Raw genomic sequence first — 15662 nt, 5'->3', positions numbered from 1 at the left:
TCCGGGTTCATTCATTCAATGATGATATCCGTTAAAACAACATTCCCATTACGGACCTTTACGACGGCGATTGAAGGATTGGCCAATGCTTCTTTCTCCATTTCCTTTGCCTTTTCTTCGGATGCGAAATAATTGTCCAGACCGTATCTGATCTGAATGGTTTCAGGATTTTGAAGGTCATATGGGATTTCCAACTCCCCTTTTAGGTAAACGCCTTTGCCGGGTTTTTCTTTAGTTACGTAATCGACAATGTATAGTCCATCCTCATTTTGTTTTAAACGTACATAGACCTTTTTAAAATCACCCATATTTTTTGTAGTGAACTCGGTTTTAATCGAGTCATCGATCTGTGATGGCTTAACGGATTCAATTTCGTATTTCAATGCCACGTAGCTTCCTCTAAACAAGTCAGTCGGGTCGACCGGGGCTGTTTTGATCTTGATTACATCTCCTGTCATTGTTGTCCAAACCGGAGGAATCGCCAAGACTAACAGAATCAAGACTGGAATGGAAAATACGATAAGTGGCCGGAATAATGGATTATTCATTGAGCTTCCCTCCTTTTTTTCGTTGATTTTCAAAGAAGAAGCCAAAACCGATTAGCATGATTCCGCCGATGATGAATGTAAGTGATTTTGGCAGGAAGTCAAAAGAATAGATGTAATATCTGAAAATCAGTGCACATATTATCACGATGCTGGTCAAACTGCCTTTTAGAATGAGATAAAGCAGAAAAACGAAATAAGCTAAAGGGAACCAGATTGAAAAATCAAAGGTAAGGAAGAGTGCAGTAATACCATGTAAAATATGCCCTTGTATGTGGGTGATGTTTTGTAATTTGGCTTTTATCGGAATATAGGCAAGCACGATTCCCAGCACAAACAGAATGGAAAGGACAATCGTATTCGAATTTTCAAACTCCAGCTTAGGCACGAATTCCATAAGAAATAAGGCAATTGTATTGATGGCTAAAGCGTTAATGAAAAAGGTCAGATATTTAGGGTAATCGAATTTCTTTAACATAATGTATAAAGCCGGTAGAAATATAAGAATGGCAAGCGGATAAGCTGTTTCATCAACGAATATACTTCCGTTCATATAAATGAAAAGCAGGAAAGATGTAAAAAGGAGAACGAAGACATCCTTCAAATAATATCCAATGAATAACGTACCGATCGCCCATAATAAAAAGGAACTATTGAAATTTATGCCGATATTAAACATTTGCTCGATTAGAAAAATCCCTGCACCAAAGATCAGAATACCTGCATAATGCAGACTTCGTGACGTTTTTGGAAAGCGTACCTGCACCTTCACACCAGCAAAGTTCACTCCGATGAGGCATGCAATGATAAGCAGGAATTTAACCGCTTTACTTAAATAGATCCAGTTACTGGCTACGAAGGTCAATACGCCTAAACCTAAAAGAAGTGCCCCAATGGATAATAGAATAGTGATGAAGCTCAAATTACCTTTTACGTCATAGGAGTCCAACATCCTCACTTTCTCTTGCTGGGAGATGACTCCTTCCTTTTCAAGGTAATTAAATTCATGTTCAAGAAACTCGAATTGCTTTTTTGTTATTTCTTTGTTGGCCAAAGTAACTCCTCCTTCCACATTTTACTATTATACATCGTATTCTCATGCAGCTTTGAATATAATGTTAATTTTCTTCCACCCTTATTGAAATGCATGTAAGACAAAAAAACAGTACCTTGCAATAAACAATACCGTGTGGTAAATTATTTACATAAGATGTATTGTTCGGTGTTCAGTACTGTTTATTGAACTATACTAAAAGACTCTTGGAAGGAGTGATGGTGCTATGAATGTACAATTTAAGAAAGGTGTCCTGGAACTATGTGTGCTGGTCTTACTGGATAAACAGGATCGCTATGGATATGAACTTGTACAAAAGATTTCCGATCAAATTGAAATATCGGAAGGGTCGGTATATCCACTTTTACGACGATTGACGAAGGAAGAGTATTTTACGACATATTTGCAGGAATCAACAGAAGGGCCTCCACGCAAATATTATACATTAACCGATAAAGGCCGTAGATACCTTCAAGAGCTGTTGACGGAATGGAATGAATTTTCCAATGGGGTCAATCAATTAATCAAGGAAGGTGTGAACCGATGAATAAAGAACAATTTTTAAAACAATTGAATGCTTCTTTAACCAGACTTTCCTTAGAGGAACGGGAAGATATCCTTCAAGATTACGAAGAGTACTTCGAAATTGGAATGGAAGAGGGGAAGTCAGAGCAGGAAATCTCCAAATCGCTTGGGAATCCTAAACAGATTTCCAAGGAACTGATGGCATCCTATCATCTTGGTCAGGTCGAACAAACGACTTCTGCAAGTAATGTAATGCGGGCAGTTTGGGCAGTCATTGGTTTGGGATTCTTTAATTTAGTGATCGTTTTGGGACCATTTATCGCATTGATCGGAGTTGTCATTGCAGGATGGGCTTCGGCGATAGCGTTCATTCTAGCTCCGTTTGGGGTTCTTTTTAACCTTGCGATAGGTAACTTTCAATTATTCGATCTTTTCTTCGCATTGGGACTATGCGGGATTGGCATTTTCATTGCCATGGGAATGTTTGTCGCTACGAGTGCTTTAACTAAAGGATTCATTCGCTATTTAAAATTTAACGCTTCTCTTGTGAAAGGCGGTTTGAAAAATGATTAATGTAAAAAAATTATCGATCATAGCACTTGTATTGTTATTGATCGGAGTAATAGGAAGTCTGTTTACGTTTTCCCAAGTGACGAATAAGGAAACGACTACCGAGAAAAAAACGATTTCGGAAATCGTAACGGACATTCGGATCGACACGGATAATGCAGCTGTAGAGATCGTTCCAACCAAGGATAAGGAGACAAGGATAGAGTTGGTTTCAAAAGGGATGGATGTTTCCAAGTTGGATTTCACCGCAGATGTGGTAGGGAAGAAGCTTTCGGTACAATTAAAAGATCGATGTACCTTTAGCTTTGGCTTTCATATTCAATCCTTACATTTAAAGGTGTATGTGCCTGATGAATCTTATAAATCCTTTGTCGTCGAATCTGATAATGGGAAATTGCAACTATCAGGATTGAAAAGTGATGATCTAAATGTGAAATCTCAAAATGGCCGGGTAGAATTAAATGATATAATGACCGAAAAAGTTGAAGTGAAATCCGCTAATGGAAAAGTAGAGCTTAATAATGTGGAGGGAAAACTGGTTGGGTCATCGAATAACGGTAAAATCACATTGGTCACGAAAGACTTGGATAGGGAGATCGATTTCGAAAGTAATAATGGTAAAATCATGATCAAAACGGAGAATGAACCAACAAATACAACTTTCGATGTTCATGTTGACAATGGGAGAGTGGATATCCTTGGTAAGTATGAGGGAGATACTGTCATTGGCAAAGGTGAAAACCTAGTGAAATTGGAAACGAATAATGGGAAAATCGAGATAACGAAATAGTCGCGAAGCATGAAAAAGCCGATTCAATTGGAGTCGGCTTTTTTCAATTATGCGGCCATTGCGAGAAGCATCCCTCTTTACTTAAGGAGATAAGGAAAAACATTTAAAGTTTTTCCTTTTAGATATTTTGGAATTATAATATATTAAGGATAATTATGTTAAAAGTAATGCGTGTAAGTCCGCCATCAAATCTAAGGAAAAGATTTTAATGAAAATGACTTCAAAGTATGGGGGCTGTGGAATGAAATTCAATAAATTGTCATTTGATATATTTAAACGTACGATCTTCACTCGCAAGAAAAGGGAAAAGGACTATCAGAAGAAAGGATTCGAAGTGCAAAAAAGGGTTTTTAATATAGTGGAAAGTTCTAAGGATATTATTTACTGCTACGAAACAAACCCAAATTCCAAGTTCAGGTATCTAAGTCCATCCATCAATACACTTTTAGGTCAAGGCGTCTTGGAAGAAGCGTACAATGACCCTTCCTCCCCTTTCGAAAGGATTCATCCTGATGACTTTGAAATTCTGAATGAAAAAATATACGTTGGGATTGATTATACTAAGCCGGTCATTCAACGCTGGAGAAATATCGAGGGGGATTTCTTGTGGTTCGAGGAATATGCTACACCATATATGAAAAAGAGCAATTGGTAGCCATTCAAGGAATCATTCGCAATATCGATGAAAGAGTGAGATTCATACAGGATATTGAGTATCAAATGTCCCATGACCCATTAACGAATATCCATAATCGACAGTTTTTTGATAATATGTTTGCCAAATCCAATCTGGATTTTGATACTCCGGTTGCCATGATTATATGTGATCTAGATGAGCTGAAATATATAAATGATACGTATGGCCATAATAAAGGGGATGAATTGATTAAAGAAGCGGCAAATCTATTGAAACGGATTTTCTCGGACATCGCTGTTTTAGCGAGAGTGGGAGGAGATGAGTTTGCCATTCTGCTGATTGATAGAAGCAAGCGAGAAGTAGAATCTCTTTGTGAATTATTAAAGGAAGAACTCCTTTTGCAAAACTCCCTAGAAAAAGGCCCTCACATCAGCATGTCATTTGGGCATGCTTACCGTTCGCATTCCAAAGGGAATATGGATAGTGTATTCATGGAAGCGGATCAAAAAATGTTTCAAGATAAACGGCGAAGAAAAGAACAGAAACTCGTTCGGGCGGGTAGATGAAAGATATAGGGGGAGTCCAGTGGCATACTGGGCTTTTATTTATATATATATATTTAGGTACACGAAATAAATGGCTCGCTTATTTTAACCAATTTTAGTAAACTGGCAATGACTATTTTAATTAGAAGGTGAAGGGATATGAGGGAAACCTTAGTGGATGAACGGGTAAGAGGGACTGATAAGATCTGGACACGTGATTTCATCATGATCTGTTTGGCAAATATGTGCATCTTCATGGGGTTTCAAATGACGATGCCGACCCTCCCGCTGTTTGTGGAACAGCTTGGCGGTGACGATCGACTGGTGGGGGCTGTCCTTGGAATCTTCACTTTTTCGGCCTTGCTCGTTCGGCCAATTGCCGGCAGATTATTGGAGACGAAGGGAAGGCGCATGGTTTTTCTTGCCGGTTTAGTCATTTTTGCATTGTCAGTGGGATCCTTCGGTTTTATGGGGAGCATCGGCTTGTTATTCATGATGCGGATTGTACAGGGCGTCGGCTGGGGATTTTCTTCAACGGCTTCAGGAACGATTGCTTCCGATATAATCCCTGCTAAACGGCGTGGTGAGGGGATGGGGTATTATGGATTATCGGGTAACTTAGCATTGGCATTCGGGCCATCATTAGGTCTTTTTCTAGTTACGGTCCTTCCGTTTCAAGAGTTGTTCTTGATCTGTTCATTATTAGGATTGTTTGCCATCGTTACAGCATCACTTATTCGGTATCAAAAAGTGGAAAGTGATTCTTCCGCGGCTGTCAGAGCAAAAAGGTTTGATATATATGAAAAGAGTGCCCTTCAGCCATCATTGCTCATTTTCTTCATTTCCGTTACATTCGGTGGAATTGCAACCTTCCTTCCCCTATATACAGCGGAAAAAGGGGTAGATGGAATTCAGTGGTACTTTTTAGTATATGCAATGGCCCTCATGGTCACGAGATTATTCGCGGGTCGATTATATGACAGAAGGGGACATCGAGCCATATTCGTGCCTTCAACAGTACTCATCATGGCTGGGATGCTCCTGCTTGCATGGATGCCGAGTGAAGCGGCCCTTTACATTGCGGCAGTGCTTTATGGATTTGGATTCGGTTCTGTCCAGCCGGCGCTGCAGGCATGGTCGATTGAAAAGACGGCACCTAATCGGAAGGCGATGGCGAATGCCACATACTTTTCATTTTTCGATCTTGGAGTGGGCATAGGTGCCATCGTGTTCGGGCAGATAGGCTTCCTCTTCGGCTATAGGACCATCTATATTACGGCAGCCGCCTCGATTTTCATTTCAATGATCGTTTATTTATGCATTATCAGGAGTGAGGATAAAGTACAATCCATATAGGGACGTTGGATGGCTTCAATGGAAGTCATTCTTTTTTTTGTGAGCAGTAGGAACACCCAAGGTGCATTATCCTAAATATTTTAAAAATGGAAAAACTTTGTTATTATCGAAAAGGGAATATACATAAGATGATAGAAGGTCTATTTGAAGGAAGGGGAAGCTTGGAATGAATGATTCTTCAAACGAAGAAATGACATTAGATAGAAGGAAGCGTATTTTCCAAGAAGAGCTGGATGTTTTATGGGAAAGGCGGCTCATCCCTAAATCAGAATATATCCGGATTAGCAGGGCATACAATCGGCATTTCCAATTAGCCCTCCATAAACAAAAGCGTTTAGAGCAAGAAAAAAAGAAATCCACCCATGGAAATGAAACGATAATCGGTGAAAGTGCCGATAAGAGGGTTCAAGATAGCCTGATTGAAGAGTCTTCATTTGAATTACAGGAATCCGGTGGATTGAACGAATCGATAATGAAAGATGAGAAGGCCAGGTATGCTCCTATTGAATCAGGTATCGAGGAAAGCCTTGAACCTATCAAGGAAATCATTGATAGGAAACTGGTTATTCAACAGCAGGCCATCAAACGGGAGAAACCGGTAAAAGCGGAAAAGCCGAAGAAAACACCTGAGCAAATCAGGGAACGGAATATTTCTGTCATCCTGCTCACTGGGGTCATATTGCTTCTGTTTGGCGGGTTGATTTTAGCAACCACTTCATGGGGGGATCTGAATGCGGCCCTGAAAGTTCTCTTCATTGGAATGATTTCCGTCATTTTTGCAGGGATGGCCTTCATCGCTTCGAAGCTGAAAATTACACAGACCTCTTTTGCATTCCTGACGCTAGCCGGTTTATTCGTTCCGATTACGATTTTATCAGCTTCATATTATCGGATTTTTGGAGAGTATCTTTCACTTAATGGTGGTGGGCGGGGGCTTCTGGGGTTTCTTGGGGGATTACTCTGCTTAGCCATTTATTGTAAGATTGCTGACTACTTCAAGTCGAAAATATTCATTTTCATTTCACTATTCACGTTTGGCATTACTTGCTATTTCGGATTGGCTTTTGTGACGCCGACTTTTGAGTGGATGTTTTTGGCGATTGGCATTCTTAATTTAATGCTAATATGGAATATTGAGCAATTGAAAAATCAAAAAGCATTAACGTTATTTAAACCATTCATTTTTCAATTTATCCAGTTTAAGATTATCGTGGAGGCCTTTGTAATCCTGACGTTATTTTCAAGCAACTTTGTGTATTCGTTAACGTTGATGGTCTTTTCTGTTTTGTTTTTAATTTTTTCGGTCAAATTCCAAAAAAAATATTATGAAATGGCTTTTAGCGCCGTTTTCACGTATGCATATATCCATCTTGTTTATAACTCGTTTTTAAGTGAGTACATGATCATTGCATTTGCACTTGTACCGATCATTTTTACTATGCTATCGAAATATCTAGCTAAATCCAAAAAAACTAAGCTTTCCAAGAACTTCATGTTCACCAGTTTGATTGGGAGCGGGATCGTTTTCTTATATAGTAACGCGATGGTGTACCAGGAGAACTATGCGCAAATATTCGTCGCGCTCATGTTAGTATCCGCGCAGCTTGCTTATGTTTCCCTTCAATCGAGAAGTTCAAGCCTCACGTACCCGGCTGTTGTTATTTTCGATTTAGCGTTACTATATCTTTTCTTTGCATTGCCAATCTCTTTTTCTACCATCTTAAATCTGATTTTTGTTATTCAGGTCATTCAATATCTTGGAATATATTTATATAATCGTCACCCAAGGTATAGCCTGTTTAAGAAAAGTATCTTACTTATCTCCCCATTGCTCATGTTAGTGATACTGACCATTAAATTCAGCGAAATGGATTGGATTGCAGTTAGTGCTGCGCTCGCCATGATCTCTGGGCTTTTCTTCATCACATATATAAAAGACGAATCAAAGCATATGAAGGAAAATGCCTTATACGGATTTCCAATCACTTTCGTACTGGCTTTGGTTGCTTTGTATCCATATTTGATGGAGAGTTTTGAATGGGTTCAGTCAAAGATCCCGCTCAGCGTCTATTTAATGGGTGTTTCACTGATTTCCATCGGTGCAGCTTACACATTTAAAAAAGGATACCATAAAATATTTCCAGTTTTTGCATATAGCGGACAGATTCTTTCCTTCCTTTCCTTGATATCGATTCCATTCGATTCACTGAATCCTTTGGAGGCAAGCGGAGTGATTGCCGTCGCTACTGCAATAAACGGCTGGTCCGTCCACATCCATCGGAAACACATATTCTGGGTGCCTGTCGTGATTACTAGTGCCAACTTATATGCTTCACTCTACGATGTTTTTGATTTTGGTTCAATGGTGTTGAAAATTGCGTTCGTGTTGCTCGGCCCTATTATCTTTTTCCTATTAGGAGAATGGCTTGGTAAATATTCGAAAAAGGGGAAACTGTATTTCTTTTATGCAAGTCACCTTGCCAATTTACTGGCGATTCCTGTTGGATATTTGGTCATTATGTATACGGAAAGCTCACCGTTACTATATGTTGCACAACTGTTGATTTATATTTTAAGTGCTTTAAGGGCGCATGTGAAATGGGAAAAATGTGTTTTTACGTACCTAGGGTTTTCGGTCCTTTTCCTACAGGTCCATTTATTTGTGGTAAACATGGAGCAAATGGTATTCATTACATCAATATGCATGATGATTACAGCAGGACTCATAACCATTCTGTGGGCGTTATCCAATAAGAATTGGAAAGGCATCATGGAGTATTACCTTATTCCATTCATTCATTTAGGGATAAGCCTATCCATTTTGGAAACGGCAATCCGGGACTTTCCACTTAACCGGGAGCTGGTCTGGGTAGGGGTGATGACTGCACAGCTCTTGTTTGCCTGGTATCTGCTCATGCAAAGGAATTGGCGGAACTATGTTGTGGTTCCTCTAGGCCTGGCGTACATCTTCTATAATATGTATGTAAATACATTACCACTGGTTATGGCGATTATCGTATTGCTTGTATGTATGGGTGTGATGGTCATGGCTAGCAGACGACTTTTCAAAGGATTGCTCAACGAAGAGGGAACGAAGAGAGTCATTGATTATTATCGGATTTTTGGCTTGTTATATCTGTGTACTCTGAATCTGGAAGTGTTTATGAGCGATACAGATTCTGCGATTTTGGGGATTTTTGTTTCCCTGCTGTTGCCGGGCTACTTCATCCTAATGGAAAGATTCACGATCTTTAAGAAAGAAAAAAGCATTTACTCAGGGCTAGCAGCCATTATCGGCCTTTTCCCGTTCATCAATATCTTGGACTATGCCCATACACTCCCAATCGTCACGAGTTTGGCAGTTCTTTTTGGCTGTATGGCAGGAATGTTGTTGTTAAGCAGGCTGTATTCCAGCGGATTACTCAAGAAAAATGAATCAGGTATCATCAGTTTTGATCCTTTCAGGATTTATGGTTTATTCTTTTTGATCGATATGAATGCAGAGGTTTTTAATGATACTAAGCATCAGTTACTTCAAGTCTTTGTATCGCTGCTGTTAACCGCTTATTTCATTTTCCTGAGAAGCTTGACAGCGGAAAAGCCAGAAAGGAAAATCTATTGCAATATTGCTGCACTAGTCAGTCTGTATCCCTTCGTAATCATCGTCGGGTATGCCGACAGCTTATCGGTTGTAATGGGATTGTTGTTCCTTTTCGTCTGTATGTCAGTGGTGCTGCTTTTAAGCCGGCGCTATTTCGATGGTTTAATCAAAAAGGAAGAAACAGGAATTGCCATCGATGCATACAGGATATATGGCCTGCTGTTTTTACTGGCCATGAATATGAATGTTTTGCCGGTGGAGCCTGCACATTTCATTCTGGAAATTACCGCAGCCCTTCTAATACCAACATATTTCATCCTGATGAGAAGCATGACAGCAGGAATGATAGAAAGAAAAATCCATTTGGCTGCAGCGATATTGTTAAGTCTATATCCGTATTGGGTCATCATCAATCAAATCACGATACCTGTTGTCCTTGAGGAAGAGGCAGATATTCTCCCGCTGTTCATCGTCAGCACCATTCTGCTGAGGAAAGTCTATGTTAAAGGCAAAATCACGCAATATATTGAGATTGGCATCGTCTTTCTCTTGTTTTTGGACTTGATCATTGATGCAATGGCAAGCAATACCTTATATGATGCGCTCATTATTGGTACGGTGTCGTTGGCGGCCATGCTCTTTGGATTCATGATGAAATATAAATCCTATTTCATCGCTGGAACTGGCACCATTTTGTTCAATGTTTATAGTAACACCAATTCGATGTGGGGCGAGATGCCATGGTGGCTGTATTTAGTCATCGGCGGAGGGCTGCTTATCGGAATTGCCTCTTTCTTTGAATGGAAAAAACAAAAAGATAACCGGACATCGAAGGAGGTTCTTGAGAAAAATAAACAAAGGATCAAGAATTGGTTCAATCGCTGGAATTAATGAAGAAGGAAAGGGAAATGCGTCAGAGGCGCCCAATCTCTTAACATTGGACAAAAGGGGTTCGGAATTTATAAATTCCGAACCCCTTTTGTCTACAAACCGAGAGTACTTAAAAGCTCTCTTTCTCTGCTTCTATTTTTTTTATTTCCTCTTGCCAATCATGAATTTCTATTTCCCACTGATCTATATTAGTTTGCAAAATATTAATTAAAAATGGAGAAAGAACATTTTTATATTTTTCTAATTCTTGAATTAATTTTATTCGATCTTCATTTAAACCTTCCACTAATTTTTTTTTGCTTTCCAAATTTGCATATACAAAAACTGGCCTGAATTTTCGTATCTCATTATCATCCATATCAGTAGTAACTCCTTACAAAAGATAAATTAAATATAATTTTTAAAATTTTATAATCACATTATAAACCAAGTGATTGCCCGAGCAAAAGAATCGGCAATTTGTAAAGAATATTTAGAAGGTACCCCAGCATTCTTTAAATAAGTATTTAATCGTGATTTAATTGTTGATTGAGTAACACCCTCAGCTTCATCAATCCAATTATCAAGTTTATCTAATGCTTTTGTCATTTTAGATGAATTACTTTTCACATATTTAGCAGCATCTTTATCTAAAAACTTTAGAGCATAAGACAAGATACTTCCACCTTGTTTTACTGCTACTTTAAGTGCATCAATCCCAATTTGTATTGCCCATCCTTTAAATCCAGCAGGTTGAATTCCTACCACTCCTGAGGATGTTTCTTCTGTAGCAAATTCATATGAATTGTTATACATTGAATCTGCTGTATTAGTTGAATATTCATCAGTCATATCTACATCTTCTTCAATATTAACTGTTGTCTTATTCCCAACAGCAAAACTAAATGTTGGAGCAATAGTGGAAAACATTAAAATCATTACTAAAATTGCTAAAAAACGTTTTTTCATTTTTTCTTCTCCTTTTAATTAATAATCTAAAAGCTATAAATTAAATTCTAAAAAAATTAATAGAGGACATTGTTCCAATTTTGGTTAATATCTTGTCAATTTTGAATTATTTTCTGAAAAAACCAAACTCATAGTAGAATCACTCTTACTTTCATGGAGCTGGTTTTGAAGTCTTTCAAAACTTCTAGGATTAAGTTTGTGAAGAATTAGTAGAAATTCATTATGAGGACATCATCAAAATCACAAAAAACCACTCTGAAAACATACTGAGTGGTTTTTTCGCGTTTATTCAAATGTTTTTCCAAGCGAAAAGCTCAAGACGAGCAAGAACTGCATGAAGAGCAGCTAGATGAGGAATCAGAACTGCTGTCATGGGAGCTGCTATGTTCACCATGACCGGCATGGCCGGATCCAGAGGAAACTGTGTTCGATACATTTCCGAAAATATCTTTAAATTTGCTGTCAAAATCATCGGTGCTCGTATAAGTGAAATAGGCAGGAGTTGCGTAGTCCGTCTGGTCGTACGTTTTCCGCCAATTCAATTCTGTCATGGGGCAATTTTCTTTAAATTGGGAAGTGAAAGATTCAAAGGTCCGTTCCGCTTGTATACTTGTCGGTTTCCGCATATATTTCTCTTTTAACTGCTCCAGCTCCAACGTTTCAAAATCGCGGAGAAGCGTTAGCCCTTTATCATGTTTGAAAAATTTGCCCCATTTTTGAATCGAATGGGAGTCCACCGTAAATAGCTGTACATAGTAAAAGTCAAAAAGAGTGCGCTCATCGGGTTTGAAAACAGGTTCTGAATGAGGGTGGTGTTGAATGGTCCTACCGATGAAAGCCTGGCAAAACTCATCATATTCCTGTCTATAGTTCAGCATGATATGCCATAACTCATCGATAACTGAATTAAACATTTCAACTTTTCCAAATACAGCAGCCATGATCAAGTAGCGTTTCAATTCACGCCAAGCCTGATTGACCTTTAACTGTGAGTCCCGTGGATGCTTCAGTCGGAATTCAGTATTGACCCTTTCCATATAATTGAAATCCAGTGCTGTATTAAGCTTTTCTATCAATGCTTCTGAAACGATTTCCGTTGCATGCAGATCTAAAGTTTCACCATGGTATTTGCGGAATTCATTTTGATAGCGTTCTAATTTTGCAGGTTCACTTAGCCCTTTAAAGAAATTGACCAGGAAAACAGCAAAAATCGCCGCAAGAATGATATAAAAGAAGGTCATTTTTTTTCCACTCCTCTTAATATATGGATATATTGCAATAACATTATCTTACAAGTTATTGGAAGTAATTGTAAGTTTTTTTGTCCGAAATGTTCCATTGGTGGAAATTGATAAAGCTGGTGAGGTTGCAGGACAATACCCTGAATCGTGTATCGTCATTTCTTTGGCATGTAAGGGGTCGTCAGTTAAAAATCAAGCGCTTCAAATAATGCCTCATATCTAGTATAGTTAGAGAGGAAAAGGGGTGAAGGCATGTACTTGACAGTAAAAGAGACTGCGGAATATCTATCGATGCCGGAATCTTATATAGAAAGTTTGATCGTTCAAAATAAAATTCGCACCGTTCATGATGGTGAGCAGCATTTGATTTTTAAAGATCAGTTTAATATGCATCTTGAACAGATGGAGAAATATAAGAAGGACTTAGCGGATTATTATAACGAACCCATCCCCGAAGATATCGATGTGAAAGATGAAGATTAGCATCTGTCCATTTGGCAGATGTTTTTTCATGCAGAACTGGCTGTGAAATTAATGATCAATTTTCGAAAAAGGTCTTAACTGCGTCTCCATCCTGGGTCTTACTGATCATTCAAATAATTTTGTTGTCAATCGAAGGTAATTGTAGTAGAATCCCTCAATTCCGTGTAAAATGAAAGGTAGATGGAATTATCACGGCAGAATGGTAGTTAGGAGATAGGTAAGTGGTAAAAGAGTATTTGCAAAGCGAAGGTTTTTCAAGGTTAATTACATTAATTGTGTTAGTCCTCTTTTTAATAAGCATCGGCAGTATGGTTAATATCGTGTTATTTACATTTGTTTTCACTTTCCTGATGGGAAGGCTGGAGCAATTTATCATGATTCGGCTGAATAAAGTGATGCATATCAACTCCAAGGTTGTTATAAGCTTTTTATATGTAGTCGTCATTTCTTGTTTAGCCATCGTACTTTATAAATATCTACCGGTCATTACGCTGCAATTCACGGAATTAGTGACACAGATCGTTTTCTTCTTTCAACATCCACCAGATAGCAGGGTCATTCAATATGCCATTAATATAATGAACGAGCTGGAATCGCCGCTCGATCTTCAAAAACAGATGAATACACTCTATCTTTATATATCTGATTTCGGTAAACTGGCATTTCAAATTTTCATTTCCATGTTGCTTAGTCTATTTTTCTTATTGGAAAAAGATAAAATCATTCGTTTCACTTCTAAATTCAAGCGGGCCAAATTTAAATCTTTCTTTATAAACTTGAGCCACTTTGGCGTCAAGTTCATCAATTCATTCGGAAAGGTGATTGAGGTCCAGTTCTTGATAGCCATCACGAATGCTGTCCTATCTGTAACTTTCTTATGGATTCTTGGCTTCCCTCAGTTGCTCGGTCTAGGAATCATGATTTTCTTCCTTGGTTTGATTCCGGTTGCAGGGGTCATCATCTCCCTCATCCCGCTTAGCATGATTGCCTATAGTATCGGCGGCATGCCCAAAGTGATTGCTGTATTAATCATGATTGTTGTGATCCATGCAATTGAAAGCTATATTTTAAATCCGAAATTCATGTCGGCAAAAACAAATCTTCCAACATTTTTCACCTTCATCATCTTATTGTTTTCCGAGCATTTCCTTGGAATATGGGGATTGATCATCGGAATACCGATCTTCATCTTCCTGTTGGATATGTTGGATATTGAAGAGGGGAATAAGGAAGTCCCATAATAATCATTTGAGCAGCGACCACTAATATGGCCGCTGCTTATTTTTGTTCTATTAAACCTTTTGAAAGGTAGCGCTAACTGTTTTCAATATAATATCCATTAATTCGAGTAAATGGGGAAAGGGTGCAACTTTCCCTATTAGAGCATAGTTGCATTTTTGATTTACCAAGTTAATTGATTAAAATTTTATTTTACTAAAGTTATTTATCGACTTTTTATTGCATAAAAAAACAAATAAACGTATAATATTCTTACAAGAATATACTGAAAGTTCTCTAAAGTTAGATTTATCTGTTTTTTTAAAAAAAGAGAGTTTACGAGAGAGAAGAGGGGATTATTTTGAAAAAGGTTTCTTTTTTAGTGTTTGCCATGGTTGCTTCTTTGTTACTAGTCTTGACAGGATGCGGGAAAGATAAGGAAGTCTCGACAACTGGTAAAGAGGAAGAGTCTAATGGGAAAACACTCAGAGTCGTGACGGACGCCAACTATGCTCCATTTGAATATCTCCAAGGAGATAAGATTGTAGGATTCGATGTTGATTTCATCAATGCCGTTGCAAAAGAGGCGGGTTATGAAGTTAAAGTGGAAAGTGTTGGCTGGGATCCGATTTTCGTTGAAATCGAAGGTAAGAGAGCGGATGTCGCCATATCTGCGATTACAGTGAATGACGAAAGAAAACAATCTTATGACTTCTCTGTTCCGTATTTCTTATCCACAAATAAGATTCTCGTTCCTGAGAAAAGTGATATAAAATCAGGAGATGAATTGAAAGGAAACGTCATTGCCGTTCAGACTGGTACTACTGGACAGGAAGCGGTAGAGAAACTCCTTGGAAAGAATCACAAGGATATCAAAAAATTCGAAAACAATAACCTGGCCATTCAGGAATTACTAAAAGGCGGGGCTGCGGCTGTCGTAGCTGATAATACGGTTGTTGAAGAATATGTGAAAAATAACCCCGATCAAAAACTGAAAGTCGTTGAAGATAGCAAAAGCTTCAATGAGGAGTTTTATGGTCTTATGTTCCCAAAAGGCAGTGAATTGAAATCGGAGTTCGATAAAGCCGTGAATGCCATTTATGAAAATGGGAAATATGCAGAAATCTATAAAGAGTGGTTTGGTACTGATCCAGATATTGAAACTCTGAAAGCACAACAATAAAAACAAATGGAAAGTAAAAGATTGCGTAACTTTACGTGTGAAGTTACGCAGTTTTTTTGGTCATAGGAGGGAAAC

At 38.4% G+C, this 15662-nt stretch carries 15 protein-coding genes; 10 read left to right on the top strand and 5 right to left on the bottom strand.

Annotation, left to right across the window (positions count from 1 at the left end; genetic code table 11):
• Positions 1–11 precede the first annotated feature (11 nt).
• Positions 12–548: a GDYXXLXY domain-containing protein gene (locus tag ACFVS1_RS23730; protein WP_387551211.1), complete on the bottom strand. Its 537-nt coding sequence runs from the start codon at positions 546–548 to the stop codon at positions 12–14.
• Positions 541–1599 carry a DUF2157 domain-containing protein gene (locus ACFVS1_RS23725; RefSeq protein ID WP_352926188.1) on the bottom strand — a complete coding sequence of 353 codons (1059 nt, stop codon included), beginning with the start codon at positions 1597–1599 and terminating at the stop codon, positions 541–543. Before ACFVS1_RS23725 ends, ACFVS1_RS23730 begins: the two co-directional genes overlap by 8 nt.
• A 226-nt stretch (positions 1600–1825) precedes the next feature.
• Between ACFVS1_RS23725 and ACFVS1_RS23720 the strand changes: the two genes are divergently transcribed.
• The 7 genes from ACFVS1_RS23720 to ACFVS1_RS23690 all read left to right on the top strand — a co-directional run bounded on the left by ACFVS1_RS23720 (position 1826) and on the right by ACFVS1_RS23690 (position 10514).
• Positions 1826–2146, top strand: a complete 321-nt coding sequence (locus tag ACFVS1_RS23720) for a PadR family transcriptional regulator (protein ID WP_352926189.1) — start codon at positions 1826–1828, stop codon at positions 2144–2146.
• Positions 2143–2697: a DUF1700 domain-containing protein gene (locus ACFVS1_RS23715; RefSeq protein ID WP_241593478.1), complete on the top strand. Its 555-nt coding sequence runs from the start codon at positions 2143–2145 to the stop codon at positions 2695–2697. Before ACFVS1_RS23720 ends, ACFVS1_RS23715 begins: the two co-directional genes overlap by 4 nt.
• Positions 2690–3484 carry a DUF4097 family beta strand repeat-containing protein gene (locus ACFVS1_RS23710; protein ID WP_387551206.1) on the top strand — a complete coding sequence of 265 codons (795 nt, stop codon included), beginning with the start codon at positions 2690–2692 and terminating at the stop codon, positions 3482–3484. Before ACFVS1_RS23715 ends, ACFVS1_RS23710 begins: the two co-directional genes overlap by 8 nt.
• Positions 3485–3725: 241 nt before the next feature.
• Complete coding sequence (locus tag ACFVS1_RS23705; RefSeq protein WP_387551203.1) at positions 3726–4139, top strand: PAS domain-containing protein; 414 nt, start codon at positions 3726–3728, stop codon at positions 4137–4139.
• Positions 4091–4687, top strand: coding sequence for a GGDEF domain-containing protein (locus ACFVS1_RS23700; RefSeq protein ID WP_387551201.1), 597 nt, complete (start codon positions 4091–4093; stop codon positions 4685–4687). The genes ACFVS1_RS23705 and ACFVS1_RS23700 overlap by 49 nt, the downstream gene beginning before the upstream one ends.
• A 138-nt stretch (positions 4688–4825) precedes the next feature.
• Positions 4826–6022, top strand: coding sequence for an MFS transporter (locus tag ACFVS1_RS23695; protein ID WP_387551198.1), 1197 nt, complete (start codon positions 4826–4828; stop codon positions 6020–6022).
• 166 nt (positions 6023–6188) lie between these two features.
• A complete protein-coding gene (locus ACFVS1_RS23690; RefSeq protein ID WP_387551195.1) occupies positions 6189–10514 on the top strand; it encodes a hypothetical protein in 4326 nt (1441 codons plus the stop codon).
• A gap of 109 nt (positions 10515–10623) precedes the next feature.
• On the opposite strand, the gene ACFVS1_RS23685 is transcribed toward ACFVS1_RS23690, so the two are convergent.
• The 3 genes from ACFVS1_RS23685 to ACFVS1_RS23675 all read right to left on the bottom strand — a co-directional run bounded on the left by ACFVS1_RS23685 (position 10624) and on the right by ACFVS1_RS23675 (position 12703).
• Positions 10624–10872, bottom strand: a complete 249-nt coding sequence (locus ACFVS1_RS23685) for a hypothetical protein (protein ID WP_387551192.1) — start codon at positions 10870–10872, stop codon at positions 10624–10626.
• Between the two features lie 56 nt (positions 10873–10928).
• Entirely contained in the window at positions 10929–11462 is a 534-nt protein-coding gene (locus ACFVS1_RS23680; protein ID WP_387551189.1) for a hypothetical protein, read from the bottom strand.
• 314 nt (positions 11463–11776) lie between these two features.
• The gene (locus tag ACFVS1_RS23675) at positions 11777–12703 is read right to left on the bottom strand and encodes a glycine-rich domain-containing protein (protein ID WP_387551186.1); all 927 of its coding nucleotides are present in this window, start codon (positions 12701–12703) and stop codon (positions 11777–11779) included.
• Positions 12704–12955: 252 nt separating this feature from the next.
• On the opposite strand from ACFVS1_RS23675, the gene ACFVS1_RS23670 reads away from it, so the two are divergent.
• The 3 genes from ACFVS1_RS23670 (at position 12956) to ACFVS1_RS23660 (ending at position 15587) form a co-directional block, all read left to right on the top strand.
• Positions 12956–13186: an excisionase family DNA-binding protein gene (locus tag ACFVS1_RS23670; protein WP_048687214.1), complete on the top strand. Its 231-nt coding sequence runs from the start codon at positions 12956–12958 to the stop codon at positions 13184–13186.
• Positions 13187–13407: 221 nt separating this feature from the next.
• Positions 13408–14427, top strand: a complete 1020-nt coding sequence (locus tag ACFVS1_RS23665) for an AI-2E family transporter (RefSeq protein ID WP_352926209.1) — start codon at positions 13408–13410, stop codon at positions 14425–14427.
• Between the two features lie 338 nt (positions 14428–14765).
• Complete coding sequence (locus ACFVS1_RS23660; RefSeq protein WP_387551181.1) at positions 14766–15587, top strand: basic amino acid ABC transporter substrate-binding protein; 822 nt, start codon at positions 14766–14768, stop codon at positions 15585–15587.
• Positions 15588–15662 lie beyond the last annotated feature (75 nt).

It is taken from the genome of Peribacillus sp. NPDC058075, from assembly GCF_042885195.1.
Taxonomy (GTDB): domain Bacteria; phylum Bacillota; class Bacilli; order Bacillales; family DSM-1321; genus Peribacillus.
Note: the sequence above shows the minus strand (reverse complement) of the source record. Positions and strands in the feature narration are given on the sequence as shown.